Origin of the sequence: Embleya sp. NPDC050493 (assembly GCF_044458105.1) — a bacterium.
In the GTDB taxonomy this organism is placed as follows: Bacteria; Actinomycetota; Actinomycetes; order Streptomycetales; family Streptomycetaceae; genus Embleya.
In genome coordinates, this window is record NZ_JBITHP010000004.1 from 180644 (window position 1) to 201073 (window position 20430).

Genomic DNA, 20430 nt, shown 5'->3' on the forward strand with positions numbered 1-20430 from the left:
ACGCGCGTCCCCGTCCGGCGAGTTCGAACCGATCTCGGAGTGGCCATGAACGACGAACCCAGCGTGGTGATCAAGCCGGTCGAAGACGGCGAGGAGAATCCCTACCTGCTCGGGGTGTATGCGCCCGTCGTGGACGAGATCTCCGCCGACGATCTGGAAGTGATCGGCTCGATCCCGACCGACCTCAATGGTGTGTACCTGCGCAACGGCCCGAACCGCCGGTTCCCGGTGACCGGCCGGTACCACTGGTTCGACGGCGACGGCATGATTCACGGGCTGCACTTCGAGAACGGTCGGGCGCGGTACGTGAACCGCTGGGTGCGCACCGAGGCGTTCGAGGCGGAGAGCCGGGCCGGCCGCGGGTTGTGGACCGGCGTCATGGAGGACCCCGCAGGCAACCCGTTCGGCAACGGACACGGCCTGGGGCTGAAGGACTCCGCGAACACCGACGTCACCTTCTTCAACGGCCGGCTGCTGGCGAGTTGGTACCTGTGCGGCAGCCCGCGCGCGCTGGATCCGCTGTCGCTGGCCACGCTCGGCCCGGAAACCTTCCTGGGCACGCTCACCGGGGATTTCATGGCCCACCCCAAGGTCGACGAGGCGACCGGGGAACTCTTCTGGTTCGACTACGGCCCCGAACCGCCGTACCTGCGCTATGGCGTGGTCGGCGCGGACGGCAAGGTCGCACACACCACGACCGTCGACCTGCCCGGCCCGCGTCTGCCGCACGACATGGCGATCACCGAGAACCACGCGATCCTGATGGACCTGCCGCTGATCCAGGACCAGGAGGCGCGCCGACAGGGCCGGTACAAGCTGCACTTCGATCGCATGCTGCCGTCCCGGTTCGCCGTTCTGCCCCGGTACGGGGACGGCTCGCGGGTGCGCTGGTTCGAGGCGGCGCCCGGGTACATCTACCACGTCGTCAACTCCTGGGAGGAGCCCGGCGAGATCGTGCTGGACGTGTGCCGGGTCAAGGACCCACAGCACCAGCCGCGGATCGACCACCCGCTCGCCCGGATGCTCGCCTATCTGCGGCTGGACGCCCAACTGTGGCGCTACCGCTTCGACTTGGCCACCGGACGCACCACCGAGGGCCCGCGCGACGACGACAACACCGAGTTCCCCTCTATCGACTCGCGCCTGGTGGGCCGGCGCAACCGCTACGCCTACAACGTGCACATCGCGCGCGAGGACACCCTGCTCTTCGACGGCATCGTGCGCTACGACCTGCATACCGGCGAACGCCTGGACCACCGCTTCGGCCCCGGGCGGTGGGGTTCCGAGGCGCCGTTCGCCGCGCGTGACGGCAGTACCGGCGAGGACGACGGATACCTGGTGTCGTTCGTGACCGACGAGCGCGAAGGCCGATCCGAGGTCGTCGTGTTGGACGCGGCCGACCTGACGGCGGGGCCGGTGTGCCGGATCCTGCTCCCGGTCCGGGTGCCGGTCGGCTTCCACGCCACCTGGGTGCGGGCCGATCAGCTCGGAGGTCGAGGATGAGACTGCACACCGCCGAACAGGCCGCGCGCTACGCGCCGTGGTGGGGCGGTCCGACCTGGGACCGGATCTTCCGCGACCGGGTGGCCGAACACCCGAACCGCACCGCGATCGTCGACCCGCCCAACCGCGACACCCTGATGGACGGCGCGCCGAAACGCCTGACCTGGGCCGAACTCGACGCCTACGTCGACGCGTTGGCCGCCGTCCTGCTCGATCGCGGCGTGGTGCGCGACACCGTGGTCGGCGTGCAACTGCCCAACTCGGTCGAACTCGCCGCCGCCTACCTGGCGATCACCCGGCTCGGCGCGATCGCGACCCCGTTCCCGGTGCAGTACCGCGAGTTCGAGCTGGAGGAGTTGGCCCGACTCGCCGACGTCCGGGTGTTCGTCACCGCCACCCGGGCGGGCTCGTGGCCTGCGGCGGAGGCGATCGTGGGGCTGCCGCTGTCCGGACTGCGGGCGGTGCTGGCCTTCGGCGACGACGTGCCCGAGGGCGTCACCGCGCTCGACGTCGCGTGCGCCACGGCCTCCACCCGGCTGCTCGACCGGTATCCGAACGGCCTGGACACCGACTCCGGCGACTGCGTGACGATCTGTTGGACCTCGGGAACCGAGGCCGTGCCCAAGGGTGTTCCGCGCTGCCCGGACGATTGGGCGCCGATGGCTCTGGGCAGCATCGACGCTGCCGAGCTGACCGACCGGGACGTGTTGCTCAATCCCTTCCCGATGGTCAACATGGCGGGCATCGCCGGGATGTTCCTGCCCTGGCTGATGACCGGCGCGGTGCTCGTGCAGCACCACCCGTTCGATCCGGGCGTGTTCCTGGGCCAACTCGTCGCCGAGCAGGTCACCTACACGGTGGTACCGCCCGCGCTGCTGACGACGATGTTGCGCCGCGACGACCTGCCGATCGGGGCACTCGCGTCGCTGCGCGTGGTCGGTTCGGGATCGGCGCCGCTGACCGAGGAGATGACCGCCGGCTGGGCCGAACGGTTCGGCATCGAGGTGATCAACTACTTCGGCTCCAACGAGGGCGCGAGCCTGGCGGCGGACCCGGGCACGGTGCCCGATCACCGCGACCGTGCGCACTACTTCCCGCGCTTCGGCTCACCCGGGCACACCTGGTCCAACCGCGCCTCGCACGGCATGCGCAGCCGGTTGGTGGACCTCGCCACCGAGCTGGAGATCACCGAGGTCGGGGTGCCGGGGGAGTTGCGCCTGAAGGGGCCCGGGGTGTTCTCCGGATACGTCACACGTGATCCCCAGGCCCGCATGGCCGCCTTCGACGAGGACGGCTGGTTCCGTACCGGGGACATGTTCGCGTATGCGGCCGACGCCTCGGGGGACCCGTGCTGGTTGCGCTACGTCGATCGGGCCAAGGACATCGTGGTGCGCGGCGGGATGAACATCTCCGCGGCCGAGGTGGAGGGCCACCTGGTGGCCCATCCGGCGATCGCCGAGGCCGCGATCGTCGCGCTGCCGGACGCCGTGCTGGGCGAACGGGCGTGCGCGGTCGTGGTGGTCGCACCCGGTGAGCGTACGCCGACCCTGGCCGAACTGACCGCGTTCCTGAGGGGGCGTCACATCGCGGTGTACAAGCTGCCGGAGCGGCTCGAAGCGGTCGAGGCGTTGCCCCGCAACCCGGTCGGCAAGGTCCGCAAGGCGCAATTGCGCGCCCGCTTCGCGGAATCCGCGGCGGGCCCGGCCTCGGCACCTGCCGGCTCGGCGGCGGGTCCGGGTGCGTCCACCGTGCCCGCCGTGGAGGACCGCCCGGAAGGAGGCGACTCATGAGCCCCACGCCCCTCTACATCCTCGGCGGCGCGCAGACCGACTTTGCCCGAAACTGGACCAAGGAGGGCCTGGGCCTGGTCGACATGCTGCGCGAGGTCGCACTCGCCGCGGCGGCGGACGCGCGGGTGGATCCCGGTGCGATCGAGGTCGTGCACGTGGGCAATCTGGCGGGCGAACTGTTCGCGGGGCAGGCGCACCTGGGCGGCCTGATGGTCACCGCCGTACCAGAGTTGGCGGGCCGGCCGAGCATGCGGCACGAGGCGGCCTGCGCGTCGGGAAGTTGTGCGGTGCTCGCGGCGGGCGCCGACCTCCAGGCCGGACGGTACGATCTCGCGCTCGTGGTCGGCGTCGAGCTGATGCGCAATGTGCCCGCGAACGTGGGCGCGAGCCATCTCGGTTCCGCCGCGTGGGTCGGACACGAGGCGCCGGGCGCGGAGTTCCCGTGGCCGACGTTGTTCGCCGAGATCGCCGACGCCTACGCCGCCCGGTACGGCCTGGACCCGGCCCATCCGGGCGCCTTCGCGGCAGGCGCGTTCGCGAACGCCGCACGCAATCCGCTCGCCCAGGCCCGGGACTGGGACTTCGCGCCGGCGGCCTTCACCGCCGACGACACGGCCAATCCGCCGGTCGCCGGCCGGCTGCGGCGCACCGACTGCGGTCGGATCACCGACGGCGCCGCCGCCGTGGTCCTGGCCTCGCCCGCATGGATGGCCGAACACGGCCCGGACCCGGCCGGGGCGGCGTGTGTGCGCGGCTTCGGGCACCGCACCGACACGTTGTCCCTGGCCGCCAAGCTGGCCCGGACCGACGAGGCGGCGATGTTCCCGCAGTTGGCCGGCGCGGTCGCGGACGCCTACCGGCGCGCCGGGCTGCGCGGCGCCGGCGAGGTGGACGTGGCCGAACTGCACGACTGCTTCAGCATCACCGGCCTGGTGGCCCTGGAACACCTGGGCGTGTGTGGCCCGGGGGAAGCCGGACGCCTGGTCGCCGACGGGGTGTTCGGGCCGGGCGGTCGGTTGCCGGTCAACCCGGGCGGCGGACTGCTGGCGCTGGGCCATCCGGTCGGCGCCACCGGAGTGCGGATGGTGCTCGACGCGGCGCGGCAGGTGACCGGTCGGGCCGGGCCGATCCAGGTCGAGGGGGCGCGCACCGCGCTGACCGTCAATGTCGGCGGCTCCTTCACGACGGTCGTCACCACGATCGTGGGCCGGGGCGCGGACGAGTGACCGGGGACGTGTACATCCTCGACGCGGTGCGGACGCCGCGCGGGAAGGCTTCGCCGCGTGGCGGGTTGGCCGGGGTGTCGGCGCCGGCCCTGGTCGAGCACGTGCTGACCGCGTTGGTGGCGCGGACCGGGGTCGATCCGGCGGAGGTGGACGACGTACTGCTGGGCTGCGCGGGGCAGGTGGACGAGCAGGGCGCCAATCCGGCGCGCACCGCCGTGTTGACGCTGGGCTGGCCGGACGTGGTGCCCGGGCAGATGATCAACCGGTTCTGCGCGTCCGGGATCGACGCGGTTTCCTCGGCCGCGGCACTGGTCCGGTCCGGGCAGGCCGATCTGCTGATCGCGGGCGGGGTCGAATCCTCCTCCCGGGTGCCGATGTTCGCGGACCGCGGACCGCTGTGGACGGACGCGGCCGTGATCGAGCGGGTCGGCGGCGTGCACATGGGGATCGCGGCCGACGTGGTGGCGACCGAGGAGGGCTACGACCGCGCCGAATTGGACGCCTACGGAGCGCACACCCAGGAACGCGCGGCGCGGGCCTGGGCGCTGGGCCGGTTCTCCGACGCGGTGGTGCCGCTGCCGGGTGGGTTGGCCCACGACGAGCATGTGCGGCCCGATACGAGTGCGGACGAACTCGGCAGGCTGGAACCGGCGTTCGCCGAACTCGGAGCCGCCGGTCAGGATGCGCTCGCGCTTCGGCACCTGCCGCATCTGGGCCGGATCCGGCATCTGCACACTCGGGGCACCTCGCCGTCGGTGGCCGACGGGGCGTGCGTGTTGTTGCTCGGCACCCTTGCGCAGGCGGAACGGCTGGGGGTGCGGCCGATGGCGCGGGTGGTGTCCTCGGCCGCGGCGGGCGGCGACCCGGTCCGGATGTTGACGGCGGGTCAGCGGGCGATCGGCAAGGCGCTGGTCCGGGCCGGACTGGGTCCGGGGGATCTGGACGTGGTGGAGTTCGCCGAGGCGTTCGCCGCGCTGTGTCTGAAGATCCGTCGCGAACTCGGTTTCGGGGACGACCGGTTCAACGTGAACGGCGGCACGATCGCGATGGGGCACGCGTTCGGTGCCACCGGCGCGATCCTGGTCGGCGCGTGTGCGAGTGAACTCGTGCGTTCGGGTGGGCGGTTCGGAGTGGCGGCGGTCAGCGGGGCGGCGGGGTCGGGGTCGGCCGTGGTGTTGGAGCGGGTGACGTGAACAAGGACGAGGTATCGACCGGGGCGGGCCTGTCGGTCTCGCTCGGCCTGTGGCAGGACCGTCCGGCGGCGGAGGCGCTTGCGACGGCGCGGCTGGCCGACGAACTCGGCTACGACGAACTGTGGCTCGGCGAGATGGCCACCTACGACGTGTTCGCGCTGGCCACCGCGGTCGCCGGGGTCACCGAGCGGATCCCGTTGACCGTGGGGCCGTTGGCGGTGACCGTACGCGATCCGGCGACCATCGCGATGGGCGTGGCCTCGGTCCGGGCGCTGACCGGGCGGCGGGTGACGGTGGCGTTGGGGACGTCCTCGACGGTGGTGGTCGAGGAGTGGCACGGGCGCTCACGGGCCCGGGCGGGCGTTGCCTTGGCGGAATCGGCCCGGCAGACGCGGGAGTTGTTGGACGGAGCCAGGTCGGATGGGCGGGGGTCGGTGCTGCGTTCGCGCGGGTACCGGCTGCGGTTGCCGGCGCCGGGCGGATCGGGTTTGACGGTCGCCGCGTTCGGGCCTGCGGCGATCCGGACGGCGGCGCGGTATGCGGATCGGCTGGTGCTGAACCTGGTGTCGGTGGAGACGGCGGGGGAGTTGATCGGTTCGCTGGAGCGCGCCGCAGAGGGGGCCGGGCGGCCGCGCCCCCGGGTCGCCGCGTGGGTGTGTGCGGCGGTGGAGGCGAAGCCGGGGGCTGCCGTGGCGGAGGGGACGGAGCAGTTGCGGCGCGGGTTGGTGGGGTATCTGGCGGCACCCGGGTATGCGGAGATGTTCGCCCGCGCGGGCTTCGCGGAGCTGGTCGCGTATGCGCGCACGCGGCCGCGTCCGCGGGAGTTGTGGGCCGCGATTCCGCCTTCGGCGGTTTCGGCGGTGGGGGTCGTGGGGTCGGTGGCGCATGCGCGGGAGCGGATCGCGGCGTATCGGGGGGTGGGGGTGGACGAGGTGGTGCTTGTGCCTGCGGCTACGGCGGGGGATCCGGCTGGGGCGGCGACGTTGTCGGCGCTTTCCGGTGGGTGACGCATTGTCCTCATGGCCGGACGGGCTGGGGTGGCCTGGTTCGTTTGTCCTCAAGCGCCGGACGGGCTGGGGTGGCCTGGTTCGTTTGTCCTCAAGCGCCGGACGGGCTGGGGCGGCCCGGTCCGCTTGTCCTCAAACGCCGGACGGGCTGAAGGGGTTGCTCGGACGGGCTGGAGGGGTTGCTTGGACGGGCTGGGGCGCTCGGACCGGCTGTGCGGACTGTCCGGGCGGGCCGGAGGGTGGGCCGGGTCGGCCCGGGTGGGTTGGGTTTGCGGGCGTGCGGATTGTGGGCCGGGCCTTGGGGTGTCCTCAAACGCCGGACGGGCTGAGGGGGGCTGTCCGGGCGTGGGGGTTGCGGGTCTCGGGTGTTCTCGAACGTCGGACGGGCTGAGGGGGCTGTCCGGGCGTGAGGGTTGCGGGTCTCGGGTGTTTTCGAGTGCCGGGCGGGCTGGGGGTGCCCGGGTGGGCTGGTGGGATTCGGGTGGGCGGGCTGGGGGTTCGGGTGGAGTGGGGGCGGCTTGGGGTGTTATGTGTGTGTTGCGTCCAGATCGGTTGCGTAGAGTTCGATGGCTTTGCGGTAGGGGGTTACCTGGGGGTCGGTGCTGGTTGTGGCGATGACGCGGAGGAGGGATTCGACCGCGGTTTTGGCGTCGCCGGCGTTGTACAGGGCCATGGCCAGGAACGTGGTCAGGCCCGCGTCGTCGGGGAATTCGGCGAGGCCGCGGCGCAGGATCGCCACCGCCTTGTCGTGTGCGCCGAACGCACGGTACGTGCTGCCCAGGCCCAGGAACGCGCCCAGCCGGTCCTCCGATGCCAGGCCGTCCCCGATCAGGGCCCATTCGTAGAACGGCACGGCCTCGCGCTCCAGGCCGAGCACGTCGTGCGCCCACGCCGCCTGGTAGGCGATCTGCGCGTCGCCGGGGTGTTGTTCGACCAGCGGCACCAGCCGCGCCCGTGCCTCCTCGGCCCGACCCGCCTCGCGCAGCGCGATCGCCTCGGCCAGGGCGGTGTCTCGTTCGTTCCCGATCATCCGGGCAGTCTTCCCTATCGGGTCGCCTGCACACGGTCGGGTTCGGCCGCCACCCGCACCGGTTGCGCCGTTCGGTGCGCGCTCGGGATCGACCATGCGAGCAGCGCCGCGACCAGGCAGCCGATGCCCAGCATGCCGAAGCAGATCAGGTACCCGGTCAGTTCCGGCGCCTGAGCCACACCCGCGGCGCGCGCGGTGCCCCCGTCGACCAGGGATGCGCTCAGGATCGCGCCGAGCACGGCCGTACCGGTCGCCCCGCCCACCGTGCGCAGCACCGCGTTCATTCCGTTGGCCACGCCGGTCATGTCCGCGGGCACGTGGTCGTTGATCAGCGCGGGCATCGCGGAGAACGCGAGGCCGAGACCGAAGCCGAACAGCACGCCGACCATCGAGAACGCCCACCAGTGCCCGTGCAGCGGCATCAGCAGGGCGAACGCCGCGCCGCTGAGCAGCGGTCCGAGCACCAGGGCGGGCTTGGGTCCGTAGCGGTTGGTCATCCGGGCCGCGACCGGTGCCGCCGCCAGGTTGCCGATCGTGCCGGGCAGCATGATCAGCCCGGCGATCAGCACCGATTTGCCGAAGCCGTAGCCGAGCGCAGACGGGGCCTGGATGAACGGCGCGAACAGCAGCGAGGAGCCGTACATCGCCATGCCGGTGAACACCCCGGACAGGTTGGCCAGCAGCACCGGCCGGCGGGCCATCACCCGCAGGTCGACCAGGGGTTCGGGGTGGTGCAGCGCCCAGCCGATCCAGGCGGCGAACATCACCACGGCGGTGATCAGCCCGCCGATCACCAGCGGCGCGCCCCACCCGGAGCGGCTGCCCATGCTCACCGCGGCGAGCAGCGCGGCCAGCCAGCCGGACAGGGTCAGCGCGCCGACCAGGTCCACGTGACCCGAGCGCCGTTCGGCGGTGTCCGGCACCACGCGCCACACCATCAGCATGGACAGCAGCGCAACGAGTGCGGAGAGCCAGAACAGCAGGTGGTAGTCCCAGCGGTCGGCGATCAGCCCGGTCATCACCGAGCCGAAGGTGGCGCCGACGCTGATCGTGGCGCCGATGGTGGCGATGCTGCCCGCCGAGCGCTCCTTGGGGAATTCGTCCCGGACCACGCTGAGCGCGAGCGGGACCACGCCGCCGCCCATGCCCTGGAGTACCCGGCCGGCGATCAACATCACGTAGGAGGTGGTGCACGCGGCCAGTACCGAGCCGAGCGCGACCGCCGCCAGCGCGTACAGCAGGAATCGTTTGCGTCCGCGCAGGTCGCCGAGCCGGCCGAGCAGCGGGGTGGCCACCGCCGAGGCGAGCAGGTTGCCGGTGAGCACCCAGGCGATCGCCGAGCTGGACACGCCGAGACGGTTCTGCAGTTGCGGCAGGATCGGCGAGACCACGGTCTGCATGACCGCCATCGTGGTCGCGGCGAAGGACAGGGCGACCAGGATCATCGTCGGGCCGTGGCGCCTGGTCGGCGTGCGCGCGGCCCCCTTCGTGCCGGTACTCATGCCGTCAGCGGCCGGTCCTCGACCCAGTCACAGTGCAGGGTGCGGGTCTCGATGCGCCAGCCCTCGTCCGTGCGCACGAACGTGTCGAGGTAGCGGATCGACATCACCCGGTCGCGGCGCACTCCGCACGATTCGTAGATGTGGTGCGCCGTGCAGTACGTCTCGGCGTTCGCCCGGTCGCCGCCCGGCTCGAAGGCGACGAGCTGATTGGCGATCAGATGCGTGGTGGCCAGGTAGCGGTCCAGGCTCGTCAGCGCCTTGGCGATCTCGGCCCGGCCCGTCCGTACCGCCGGCGGTTCGGTGGAGCCGGGGTCGCGGTGGATCACCAGGCGGCCCTCCGGGGTGAACATCGAGGCGACGAGGTCGGGCTTGCGGCGGTCCGCGCCGTGGGCGTAGATCTGCACCACGTCCCGGAGTTCGCTGCGGTCGCGCAGTTCGCCCGAAGTGTACAGAGCGGGCGAATCCGCCTCGTCGTCGTGCATGTCCACCCTTTCACCAGCCGTCGATCGCATGCTGACAGCAGTTGGATGACACACGCAAGTTTCTCTGACGTCGCGTCAGTTACATTCCCCGCACGACGCACACCACCACGTCGCCGCAGGCCGGCCGGTTGCGCGGGAGGACTCGGACCGCTCGGTGGCCGCCGCCCCGTCGGTTCATGCGCGCGGCGCGCCCCGCCCCGTTGCCTTCGGCCCGTCGGTTCGCGCGCACGACGCGTGCCCCGCCCCGCTGCCACCGGCCCCTCGGTTCTTGCGCACGACGCGCGCGGCCCGGTCCGCCCGGCCGGCCCGGCTCTCCTGCGCGACCCGGGCCGCCTTGCCTCGCTGCCGCCGACCGCCCGCTACAGCTCGTGTGCGACGAACACCACGTCCGGTTCGCCGCGCGGGACCGGCACCCGATGCACGCTCACCCGGGTGAAGTGTTGCCGCAGCCGCTCGGCGAAGGCGGGGCTCGCGGTCGCGCTCCACACGGTCAGCACGCCGCCCGGCAACAATCGGGCCCGCAGTGCGGCAAGTCCCGCGTCGTCGTAGAGCGAGGCGTTGCCGTCGGTCACCGTCCAGTCCGGCCCGTTGTCGATGTCCAGGCACAGCGCGTGGAAGCGCTCCGGCGACTCCTCCTCGGCGGCGGCCTCGGCACCCGGCCCGCCACCAGCCTCGGCGGCGGCCTCGACACCCCGCTCGCCACCAGCCTCGGCGGCGGCCTCGACACCCCGCTCGCCACCCGCTTCGCCGCCGGGTCCGCCCGCCGCCCCCGCGACCGCGACCGGCCCGCCGGCACCCGAGTGCACCCAGGCCACCAGGTCCGATGTGACCACCCTCACTCGGGGGTCGGCCAGGGCGTGTCCGGAGAACGGCGCGAGCGGGCCGGTGCCCCAGCGCACGACGGCGGGTTCGCGTTCGATCACCGTCACCTGCGCGACCCGGGCGTCGGTCAGCGCCTCGCGCAGAGTGAAGCCGACGCCCAGGCCGCCGACCAGGATCCGCAGATCCGTGCCGTCACCGAGCGCGTCGAGCGCGGTGCGCACCAAAAGCCGCTCCGAGGCGCCCGCGCGCGTGTCCATCAGAAAGCAGCCGTTGCTGATGATCTCGTAGTGCTCACCCGCACGTCGCAGGACGAGTTCGCCGTCCGCCGCCGGAACGCGTTCGATCTCTTGTGCGTCGGTGGTCGGATCGATCGTGTGCATCGGTTCACTGACTCCTTGTCGCTTTGTGGAGAACGCTTGTCACTGTGTCGTCTTTTTGCTTCGCACGTGCTTCGCGGACCTCGCGAGAGCGATCGCCGACACCTCATAACAGTGCCATCACGAAGCCGATGAATTCCGATCCTGAGGGCCCAAACGGTGACACGTGTGTAGTCGCGCGCCTCGCCCTGCAAGGAACTGTTCTCGGCCTGCCGGCCAGCGGTTTTCGCCGGTTCGGTGACTCTTGCACCCTGTGGAACACCCCGTTAAGGTCCCGGCCATTGCTTCATGGCCCATTGACTGATGGCATGTCAGATCCAGTCGCAGGGACGCCTCGCAGGCGGAGCCCGGGGCAGGGCGAGAACAAGACGAGAACGACGCGAGCACAGCGCAGGAGAAGTACGTGAGAGCGCACCGGGCATCTCGGCCCGGCCCGCGGAAACGAAGTGTCGGGAGGGCTGATGGCATCAACTTCCGCCGGGCGGCGTGGGACGCGCCGCCGAGCGGCGGCCGGCTTGCTGGTCGTGCCGCTCCTGTTGGCGGTCGGCTGTGGCCGCTCGGGTGACGACGCGGTGGCCAAGGGTCCGCAGGGCGGGAATCCGGTGGGAACCGCTTCGACCAAGCCCAAGGGCACCGGCGCGGCCGGTGACTTCGGCACGCTCAAGGACGTCTGCGGCAAGGGCGACGGCAAGCCGCTCACCAAGAAGGCCGATCGAGGCGTCACGGACAAGGAAATCTCCGTCAGCGTGACCGGCGACCCCGGCGCTCCCGCCCAACCGGGTCTGGGCAAAGAGTTCTTCGAGATGGCCGACGGCTTCACCAAGTGGTGCAACGAACTCGGTGGCATCAACGGCCGCACGATCAAGCTGACCAAGCGCGATGCCGCACTCAGCAACGTCGGCACGGTCATGACGGCGGCCTGCCAGAGCGACTTCATGGTGGTCGGCGGCGGCAACCCGTTCGACAACGACGGGGTCAAGGCCCGTACCGGGTGCAAGCTCGGCGCCTTCCCGGCCTACGTGGTCGGCGAGGAATCGGCCAAGGCCGACCTTCAGGACCTCGCGGTCGGCCTGCCGGTCTCCACCACGGTCGTGGGCGCGTACAAGGCGGTCTTCGCCGCGCACCCCGAGGTCAAGGCCAAGGTCGGCCTGCTGGGCCAGAACATGGCCTCGCTGCGGCCCTCGATGGTCCGCTACAAGGCCGGTGTCGAGGCGGCCGGCGGCACGGTCGTCTACAAGGAAGACGTCCCGGTCATGCCGCCGCCCGGGCGCACGACGCTGGAGAAGATGAAGAGCGCCGGCGTCGAGATGCTGATCACCACGTGGCTCGCGGTGGACTCGGCGTCGATGTTCCGCGAGATGGACGCGATGAACTGGCACCCCAAGGTCATCGTCAGCGACGCGTCGGCGTACAACCGCTACACGCTCGCCGCCGCCAAGAACTCGAAGATCCCCGACACCTACATCTACCCGACGTTCGTGCCGCAGTCGCTCGGCGACAAGAACCCCGCCGTGCAGAAGGCACTGGAGATCCTGCACCTCGCCGAACCCGGCAAGGACCTGGAGTTCTTCCACATGTCCGGGATCAACTCCTGGCTGCTGTGGGCGAGCGCGGTCAAGGAGTGCGGCACGGAACTCACCACGGAGTGCGTGCTGGCCAAGGGCAAGCGCGCCAACTGGGACGCGGGCGGCCTGTTCGCCCCCGGACCGATCGTGGAGACCAAGGACGTGCGCGCCTCGGACTGCTTCACCATGGTCAAGGCGACCGCCAAGGGCTTCGAGTACGACGCGGCGCTGACCAAGCCGAACAAGGCCGAGTTCTTCAACTGCGACCCGGGCAACGTGGTCGCCGTCGCACCCGGTGCGCCCGTCGCACCGACGTCGGCACCACCGTCCGCTCCGCCCGCCGACACACCGCCACCGGCCGGCGCGCCCGAATCGAACACCGCGCCGCCCGCCGACGGAGGCGAGCCGCCGCCGGCGCTGCCGCCGGAGGAGAGCTCCTGAGCCGCTCGCCGGCCCGAGCGACACCGCACCACCGCACCACCGTGTGACATCGAAGCAGTGGACCGCAGCGCCCAGCTGCACCGCATCACCGCCGACCCGTCGGCCGCCGACTCCGCTCGGTCCGACCAGGCGACACCCGTCGTCCTCCCGCCCCGCACCGGGCGGGAGGGCGGCCCAGCGGCCCTGACGACCTGTCAGGAGCCGTGCCGCACCAGTCTCCGAGACCGATCGCCCCGCGACACGGCCCGGCCCGAACGGAGGGCGCGTGCACGAGTTCATCATCCTCACCATCAGCGGCCTGGTCACCGGCGGCATCTATGCCATCACCGCCGGCGGCCTGACCCTGACCTACACCACCACGGGCATCTTCAACTTCGCCCACGGCGTCACCGGCGCGCTCGCCGCCTTCACCTACTGGCAACTGCACTTCGACTGGGGCTGGCCGGTCTGGCTGTCCATCCTGCTGGTGCTCGGCATCCTCGCCCCGGCATTCGGGGTGTTCCTGCACTTCGCCATCATGCGCCGCCTGGAGGGCACGTCGGAGACGACGCGCCTGATGGTCACCGTCGCCGTGCTGCTGAGCCTGCTCGCCACGGTGATGTGGGTCTGGGATCCGCAGACCCCGCGCAACGTGGTCAACTTCTTCCCCGGCGAGTCCGTGGACATGGCCGGCACGCGCGTGTCCTACCACGACCTGATCACCCTGGCCGTGGCGCTGATCGTGGCGATCGGCCTGTGGGTGCTGCTGCGCTCCACCCGCGCGGGCGTGGCCATGCGCGCCACCGTCGACGACCGCAACCTCGCGGTGCTCAACGGCTCGCGTCCCGAGGTGCCCGGCATGCTGGCCTGGGCGACCGGCACCATGCTGGCCGCCGTCGCAGGCATCCTGATCGCGCCCAAACTCTCCTTCGCCGCGCTGCCGCTGACCCTGCTGATCGTCAACGCCTACGCAGCGGCGGTGATCGGCCGGCTCAAGAGCCTGCCGTGGACCTTCGTCGGCGCGCTGATCATCGGCCTGGTCACCGAGTACGGCAAGGGCTACCTCACCGAGACCAGGTTCCCCACCGCGGGCCCCTACCTGTCCGGCCTCACCGACTCGATGCCGGTGCTGGTGCTGTTCGTGGCGATCATGCTGCTGCCCACGTCCCGGCTGCGCGGCCACGCCTCCTCCCGCACCCGGGAGATCGCCCACCGCCCGACCTGGACCGGCTCGCTCGTCTTCGCCGCCCTGGTGATCGCGGGCGCGGTGGTCGCGGCCAACACCCTGGGCGCCGCCGACCTGTTCGCCAGCACCAAGATGTGGGGCTTCGCGATCATCGCCCTGTCGGTGATCCCGCTGGTGGGCTACGCCGGGAAGATGTCGCTGGCCCAGTTGGGCTTCGCGGGCATCGGCGCGATCTGCGTGTCGCACCTGGGCTCCGGCGGCAACCCGCTGGGCCTGCTGTGGGCCGCGCTGATCTGCGCGGGCATCGGCGTGCTGGTCGCGCTGCCGGCGCTGCGCCTGTCCGGGATCTACCTGGCCCTGGCCACCGCCGCGTTCGCGGTCATGCTGGACCGCTGGATCTTCCAACTGCCCGCGTTCACCTGGGGCGACACCAAAATCGACCTGTTCAACAGCGGCACGCTCAACTTCGAGCGGTTCGACTGGCCGGGCGTGGACATCTCCTCCGACCGGGCCTACTTCATCTTCGGCGCGGTCTTCTTCGCGCTGTCCTCGCTCGTGGTGGTGTGGATCCGGCGCGGCGAGTTCGGCCGCAGGCTGCTGGCGATGAAGGACAGCCCGGCGGCGTGCGCGACGATCGGGATGAACCACAAGCTGACCACGCTCACCGTCTTCGGCCTGTCCGCCGCGATGGCGGGCGTCGGCGGCGGCATCCTGGGCGGCGCGCTGGGCACCCTGTCGCCGGTCAACTTCGACTTCACCGCCGGGCTTTCGGTGCTGATGCTGATGGTGATCGCCGGCCTGACCTCGCCGGGCGCCGCACTGTTCGCGGGCATCTTCCTGGGCACGCCGCTGATCACCAACCTCTTCCCCGACTACGCCCAGCTCACCACGATCCTGATCGGCCTCAACGGCATCGCACTGGGCAAGAACCCGAACGGGTTCATCGCCGCCAAGATCCGTCCGGAATGGGAGCCCGCGCTGCGCCGGCCGTTCATCCTGGCCGGCAGCGCGGCGGCCCAACTGGTGCTGGTCGTCCTGCGGTTCACCGACGTGATCGGGAACTGGGTCTTCGTCGTCGGCATCCTGCTCGCGGTGATCGGCATCCCGGCCGCGGTCAAGGCCGAGCTGATGCTCAAGGCGCCGCGGACCGAACAGGAGTTGCCGCCGGGCCTGTCCGAGCAGCCCGAGGGACTGGGCCTGAACGGCAACCGGTTCAAGTCCGCGGACATCGAGGCCCTGGACAAGCTGATCGCGATGCCTTCGCTGCCGGCGGTCGCGATGGCCGAAACATCGTCACCCACCCTGCCTGGAGCGCGTCATGGGGCTTGAGGTCGAGGGCGTCACGGTCCGCTTCGGCGGCCACACCGCCCTGAACAACGTCAACATCTGGGCCCACGAGGGCAAGGTCACCGGTCTGATCGGGCCCAACGGCGCGGGCAAGACCACGATCTTCAACGTGATCACCGGCCTCCAGCCGCCGTCCTCGGGTCGGGTCAGGATGGACGGGCGCGACGTCAGCAAACTCGCGCCCTACCGCCGGGCCCGCCTGGGCATGGCCCGTACCTTCCAACGCCTGGAGCTGTTCGGGTCGTTGACGGTCCGGGAGAACATCCAGATCGCCGCCGCCCAGTACCGGCGGCTGCACCGCGGTACCAAGGAAACCCCGCAGGACACCTCCGCGCGCCTGCTGCTCCGGCTCAACCTGACCGAGATCGCGCACGTGCGCGCCGACCAACTGCCCACCGGGCAGGGCCGCGTGGTCGAACTGGCGCGCTCGCTGGCGTCCCGGCCCAAGATCCTGCTCCTGGACGAGCCCGCGTCCGGCCAGGACGACGAGGAAACGCGCGGCTTCGGCCAGTTGTTGCGCGAGATCGCCGCCGACGGGGTCGCGGTGCTGCTGGTCGAGCACGACATGGACCTGGTGATGAACACCTGCGACGAACTGCACGTGCTTGACTTCGGCAAAAAAATCGCCAACGGTACGTGCGACGAGATCCGCACCAACGCCGCCGTACAGGCGGCATACCTCGGTACCGCCGACGCCGCGGAGGCCGACGAAGTCCTGCAGGAGACCGTATGACGCCGAACATGGCCGACGCGCGGCCGACCGGCCCGGCCGGCGCCCCGCCGCTGCTCGAACTGCGCGGCATCAGCGCCGGGTACGAGCAGGTCGAGGTGCTGCACAAGGTGAACCTCGCGGTGCCCACCGGCAAGGTCATGGCGGTCCTGGGCCCCAACGGCGCCGGCAAGACCACGATGCTCAAGGTGATCACCGGGCTGCATCAGCCCACCGGCGGGGACATCTTCCTCGCCGGGCGGTGCGTCACCGGGGCCGCACCCGTGGACCTGGCCCGGATCGGCCTGTGCAGCATCCCGGAAGGCCGAGGGGTCTTCCCCAATCTCACCGTGTCCGAAAACCTGTGGATGGCGACCTACCGAGGAGTCTCCCGCAAGGAGATCGAGGAGAAGGTCTTCCCGATCTTCCCCCGCCTCAAGGAACGCCGGACCCAGGCCGCGGGCACGATGTCGGGCGGCGAACAGCAGATGCTGGCCGTCGCCCGGGCGATCGCCACCAACCCGGCCCTCATCCTGCTCGACGAGTTGTCGATGGGCCTCGCGCCCCTCGTCGTCGACCAGCTGTACGACGTGGTCGGCAAGATCGCCGAGACCGGTGTCACCGTGCTCCTGGTCGAGCAGTTCGCGCGCACGGCCCTGGCCGTCGCCGACCTCGCCGCGGTCATGAGCGGTGGCCGGATCCTTCAGGTCGGCACTCCGGACGAGATCGCCGGCGACCTGCACAGCGCGTACCTGGGCGGCTGATCGCACATGGCCGTCCTCGGGTACGTACCAACCTCACGGCGACCCACGAGGTGACCACTTAATGAGTATGAACAGCGTGAACGCCGACGGGCAGCCCGCACCCGCGAGGCCCGCCGGCGAGCCGCCGACGGTTCCGCAGGGGGTGCCGACGGCCGGGCCACCACCGGCGTTCGCCCCGCGCCATGCGGCGATCCCGGCGGCCACTCAGGATCGGACCCGACAGTTCACCGCCGACGTCGGCGCCCTGAAACTGCGTGCGCCCAAGAGCATGCTCGACACCCAGCTGATGTGGCTGGGCGTGGGGCTGATGCTGGTCGGGATCGGCATGGGCATCGGCGCCTACTTCATGTCGCACGGCACGACGCTGATCCTGACCCAGAACGACGCGATCACCCTGGGCCTGTCGGCGATCCCGGTCTCACTGCTCGGGTTCGCCCTCTTCATCCGCTACTCGTTGTCCACGTTCATGCGGTTCTGGCTGGCCCGGCTGATTGCCGCGCAGCAGGTACCGCAGGCCGCCCCGGCGGTCGCGGGGCCGAGCGCGGACGCCACGGCGGTGCTGCCCACCACCCCGGCGGGGCACTGAGACACATTCCGGGGCGAGGGCTCCTCAACGGGCCGCGCGCGGTGTCATCCTGAACGGGACGGACGCCGCGCGCAGCACCCGTGGAGGGCAGCGAGGACATGAGCGACAACCCGCAACCGGCGGACCCCGGTCCGACCGACACCCCCGCCGGCCGGGACCCGAAGCGCCTTCGTCTCGTCACGGCGGTGTGGGCCGTGCTCATGGCGATCGCGATGGTGATGATCATTGTGATGCTGCGTAGCTAGGCCGTGTCCGGTTGCGCAGGTGAGGGACGTGAGTGTGGCCGGCCTCCGTGCGGAGGCCGGCCACACCCGTGTCGGGGCGCTCAGATCGCCGGCGGCAGGTCCACCAGTGTGCCCAGCGTGGCCCGATGCCGATCCGCGGTGCCCAGGAGCAGCGCCGAGGCCATCGCCCGCTTGAGGTACAGGTGCGCCGGGTGCTCCCAGGTGAAGCCGATCCCGCCGTGCATCTGCACGCACTCCTCCGCCGCGCGCACCGCCACGTCGCCGCAGTACGCCTTCGCCAACGCGGTGGCCACCGGCGCGTCCGCCGCGTCCTCGGCCAGGCATGCCGCCGCGTAGCGCGCCGCCGCCCGGGCCGCGGCGATGTCCGACCACAGGTCGGCCGCGCGATGCCGCAGCGCCTGGAAGGACCCGATCGGCCGGCCGAACTGGTGCCGGACCTTCAGGTACGCCACCGCCTCGGCCAACGCCTGCTCGGCCACGCCCAACTGCTCCGAGGCCAACAGCGCCGCGCCCTGACACAGCGCCTGCACGAGCGCCGCCTCGGCGTGCTCCGGCCCGGCCAGCACCCGCCCGCGGACCTGATCCAGCGTCAACTCGCCCACCGGGCGGGTCGCGTCCAGCGAGGTCACCGCGCGCCGGGACAGATTCGCCGCGTCGCCCGCCACCAGAGCCAGCTGCGACTCGCCGGCCACGATCACCGGAACCACCAGCAACTCGGCCCGATCCGCGGCCAGCACCCCGGTCACCGCGCCGGTCAGCACCAACCCGTCCGCATCCTGCGCACCGGTCACCGACAGCGGGAAGCCCGCCCCCGGCCACGTGCTCGCGGTCACCGCGAGAGTCGCGGTCCGGGTGCCGTCCGCGAGCGCGCGCAGGGCCGCGTCGCGCGCCTCGCCGGCCGGGCAGGCCAGCAGCGCCGAGGTGGCCAGCACCGCACTGGCCAGGAACGGTACCGGCGCCACCGCGCGGCCCAACTCCTCCAGCGCCACCGCGGCCTCCCGCGGCCCGGCCCCGGCCCCGCCGAACTCCTCCGGGATCAGCAGCCCGGCCAGGCCCAGCTCGGCCGCGACCGCCTTCCACAGGCCGTCGTCGTACGCCTCGTCGGTGTCGATCCGCGCCAACACCTCGTGCCACGCGCAGCGATCCCGCAACAGCTCGCGCAACGTCGCGCGCAGGTCCTCCTCGACCTCGTCGTACAGCAGCGAGGGAATTCCGGGTTCGCTCACCGGGGCATCTCCTTCCACGGCACCTTGGTGTCGCCACGCGGCTCGCGCGGCAGGTCCAGCACCCGGTCCGCGATCACGTTGCGCAGCACCTCGGACGTGCCGCCCTCGATCGAATTTCCCTTGGCCCGCAGGTAGTAGTAGCCCGGCACCCGCGCCCCGAGCGTGGCCTGGCCCAACTCGCTGCGCCGCATCGCCCAGTCGTCGTAGCCCAACCCCTCCTCGCCGGCCAGCTCCAGCCACAACCGGGTGACGTCCTGGTTCAGCCGGGCGTAGGCGATCTTGGCCGCCGATCCCTCCGGACCCGGCGTACCGGCGGCGAGTTGCTGGCGGATGCGCTCGTTGCCCAACCGGGCCACCTCGCACTCCACCCAGGCCCGCAGCAGCCGGTCGTGCAAGCCGGGCGTGCGCAGCTCCGGTCGGTCGCGCCACATCCGTGCCACCGCGCCGATCGCGTCCGCCTCGCGTGCGGACGCCGCGCCGCCGATGGCGACCCGCTCGTTCATCAGCGTCGTGTTCGACACCGCCCAGCCCTGACCCACCTCGCCCGCCCGGTGCGTGTCCGGGATCCGCACGTCGGTCAGGAACACCTCGTTGAACTCGGCCTGTCCGGTGGCCTGCCGCAGCGGCCGCACCTCGACTCCGGGCGAGGTCATGTCCAGGAAGAAGTAGGTCAGCCCCTGGTGCTTGGGCAGGTCCGGATCGGTCCGGGCGAGCAGCATCGCCCAGCGCGCCTTGTGGGCGAGCGAGGTCCACACCTTCTGGCCGTTGACGATCCAATCCCCGTCACCCTCGCGGACCGCGCGGGTGGCGAGACCCGCCAGGTCCGATCCCGCGCCGGGCTCGCTGAAGAGCTGGCACCAGATCTCCTCACCGGTCCACAGCGGGCGCAACAACTCGGTCCGCAGCCGGGCACTCGCGTGTGCGACGACGGTGGGCGCGCCCATCCCGAGGCCGATCGGATTGCGGTACCCACTGGCCGCCTTCGCCCCCGCCGCGATCAACGCGCTCTCGACCACCTGCTGCAACGCGCGCGAGGCGCCCAGGCCGCCGCACCCGACCGGGAAGTGCACCCAGGCCAGGCCCGCGTCGAAGCGGTGGCCCAGGAACTCGACCGAGGACATCGTGGTCGGATCGTGCGCCGCGACCAGATCGGCCACCCGGCGCCGGATCTCCGCCGCGTCGATCGCGGGCGCACCCGATCCCCGGGCAAGGTCGCGGTCCGGCTCGCCGGCGGGCTCGTGGGTGGGCTCGTTGTCCGTATCGCTCACGTCGCCCCGCTCTCGCACAAGAGATGCCTCCGTCCTGCGTCATGACGCCCTGTTCATCGCCCCCGACACACTGTCGACGGTCGGGCCACCTGGATGCTAGGCGCTGAACTCACCGGTAGGAAGCCTGCTCCCGGGCCCCCAACCGATGCGCTCAGGCGATATGTTCGTCTCCCCGTGTGAGC

Annotated in this window: 17 protein-coding genes; 11 read left to right on the forward strand and 6 right to left on the reverse strand. The window is 71.5% G+C overall.

The annotated features are described in order from the left end of the window. Window positions 1–45 precede the first annotated feature (45 nt). The 5 genes from ACIBM5_RS10885 to ACIBM5_RS10905 are packed head-to-tail and all read left to right on the forward strand — an operon-like array spanning window position 46 to window position 6719. Complete coding sequence (locus ACIBM5_RS10885; protein WP_396006522.1) at window positions 46–1503, forward strand: carotenoid oxygenase family protein; 1458 nt, start codon at window positions 46–48, stop codon at window positions 1501–1503. Next, the gene (locus tag ACIBM5_RS10890; RefSeq protein WP_396006523.1) at window positions 1500–3293 is read left to right on the forward strand and encodes a class I adenylate-forming enzyme family protein; all 1794 of its coding nucleotides are present in this window, start codon (window positions 1500–1502) and stop codon (window positions 3291–3293) included. The genes ACIBM5_RS10885 and ACIBM5_RS10890 overlap by 4 nt, the downstream gene beginning before the upstream one ends. Continuing rightward, window positions 3290–4519 carry an acetyl-CoA acetyltransferase gene (locus ACIBM5_RS10895; protein ID WP_396006524.1) on the forward strand — a complete coding sequence of 410 codons (1230 nt, stop codon included), beginning with the start codon at window positions 3290–3292 and terminating at the stop codon, window positions 4517–4519. The genes ACIBM5_RS10890 and ACIBM5_RS10895 overlap by 4 nt, the downstream gene beginning before the upstream one ends. Next, complete coding sequence (locus tag ACIBM5_RS10900; RefSeq protein ID WP_396006525.1) at window positions 4516–5712, forward strand: acetyl-CoA C-acyltransferase; 1197 nt, start codon at window positions 4516–4518, stop codon at window positions 5710–5712. The genes ACIBM5_RS10895 and ACIBM5_RS10900 overlap by 4 nt, the downstream gene beginning before the upstream one ends. Then, entirely contained in the window at window positions 5709–6719 is a 1011-nt protein-coding gene (locus ACIBM5_RS10905) for an LLM class F420-dependent oxidoreductase (protein ID WP_396006526.1), read from the forward strand. Before ACIBM5_RS10900 ends, ACIBM5_RS10905 begins: the two co-directional genes overlap by 4 nt. A 526-nt stretch (window positions 6720–7245) precedes the next feature. Here ACIBM5_RS10905 and ACIBM5_RS10910 read toward each other — a convergent pair. The 4 genes from ACIBM5_RS10910 to ACIBM5_RS10925 form a co-directional block, all read right to left on the reverse strand. After that, window positions 7246–7749: a tetratricopeptide repeat protein gene (locus ACIBM5_RS10910; protein ID WP_396006527.1), complete on the reverse strand. Its 504-nt coding sequence runs from the start codon at window positions 7747–7749 to the stop codon at window positions 7246–7248. A 14-nt stretch (window positions 7750–7763) separates the two neighbouring features. Then, entirely contained in the window at window positions 7764–9251 is a 1488-nt protein-coding gene (locus tag ACIBM5_RS10915; protein WP_396006528.1) for an MFS transporter, read from the reverse strand. Continuing rightward, a complete protein-coding gene (locus ACIBM5_RS10920; RefSeq protein ID WP_396006529.1) occupies window positions 9248–9733 on the reverse strand; it encodes a nuclear transport factor 2 family protein in 486 nt (161 codons plus the stop codon). The genes ACIBM5_RS10915 and ACIBM5_RS10920 overlap by 4 nt, the downstream gene beginning before the upstream one ends. 359 nt (window positions 9734–10092) lie before the next feature. Next, a complete protein-coding gene (locus tag ACIBM5_RS10925) occupies window positions 10093–10935 on the reverse strand; it encodes a spermidine synthase (protein WP_396006530.1) in 843 nt (280 codons plus the stop codon). A 458-nt stretch (window positions 10936–11393) separates the two neighbouring features. Here ACIBM5_RS10925 and ACIBM5_RS10930 point away from each other — a divergent pair, with 458 nt between their 5' ends. From ACIBM5_RS10930 to ACIBM5_RS10955, 6 genes are all read left to right on the forward strand, one after another. Beyond that, on the forward strand, window positions 11394–12938 hold the full coding sequence (locus tag ACIBM5_RS10930; protein ID WP_396006531.1) for an ABC transporter substrate-binding protein: 1545 nt from the start codon (window positions 11394–11396) through the stop codon (window positions 12936–12938). Between the two features lie 265 nt (window positions 12939–13203). After that, window positions 13204–15432, forward strand: coding sequence for an ABC transporter permease (locus tag ACIBM5_RS10935; protein WP_396006533.1), 2229 nt, complete (start codon window positions 13204–13206; stop codon window positions 15430–15432). Beyond that, window positions 15422–16183, forward strand: a complete 762-nt coding sequence (locus tag ACIBM5_RS10940) for an ABC transporter ATP-binding protein (RefSeq protein WP_391584995.1) — start codon at window positions 15422–15424, stop codon at window positions 16181–16183. Before ACIBM5_RS10935 ends, ACIBM5_RS10940 begins: the two co-directional genes overlap by 11 nt. Then, on the forward strand, window positions 16180–16923 hold the full coding sequence (locus ACIBM5_RS10945; RefSeq protein ID WP_391584996.1) for an ABC transporter ATP-binding protein: 744 nt from the start codon (window positions 16180–16182) through the stop codon (window positions 16921–16923). Before ACIBM5_RS10940 ends, ACIBM5_RS10945 begins: the two co-directional genes overlap by 4 nt. Window positions 16924–16984: 61 nt before the next feature. Continuing rightward, window positions 16985–17509, forward strand: a complete 525-nt coding sequence (locus ACIBM5_RS10950) for a hypothetical protein (protein ID WP_391584997.1) — start codon at window positions 16985–16987, stop codon at window positions 17507–17509. Between the two features lie 98 nt (window positions 17510–17607). Next, entirely contained in the window at window positions 17608–17754 is a 147-nt protein-coding gene (locus ACIBM5_RS10955; protein WP_396006534.1) for a hypothetical protein, read from the forward strand. Window positions 17755–17834: 80 nt separating this feature from the next. Here the strand turns inward: ACIBM5_RS10955 and ACIBM5_RS10960 are convergent, their stop codons facing one another. Then, window positions 17835–18980: an acyl-CoA dehydrogenase family protein gene (locus tag ACIBM5_RS10960; protein ID WP_396006535.1), complete on the reverse strand. Its 1146-nt coding sequence runs from the start codon at window positions 18978–18980 to the stop codon at window positions 17835–17837. Continuing rightward, the gene (locus ACIBM5_RS10965) at window positions 18977–20164 is read right to left on the reverse strand and encodes an acyl-CoA dehydrogenase family protein (protein ID WP_391585145.1); all 1188 of its coding nucleotides are present in this window, start codon (window positions 20162–20164) and stop codon (window positions 18977–18979) included. The genes ACIBM5_RS10960 and ACIBM5_RS10965 overlap by 4 nt, the downstream gene beginning before the upstream one ends. Window positions 20165–20430: the final 266 nt, after the last annotated feature.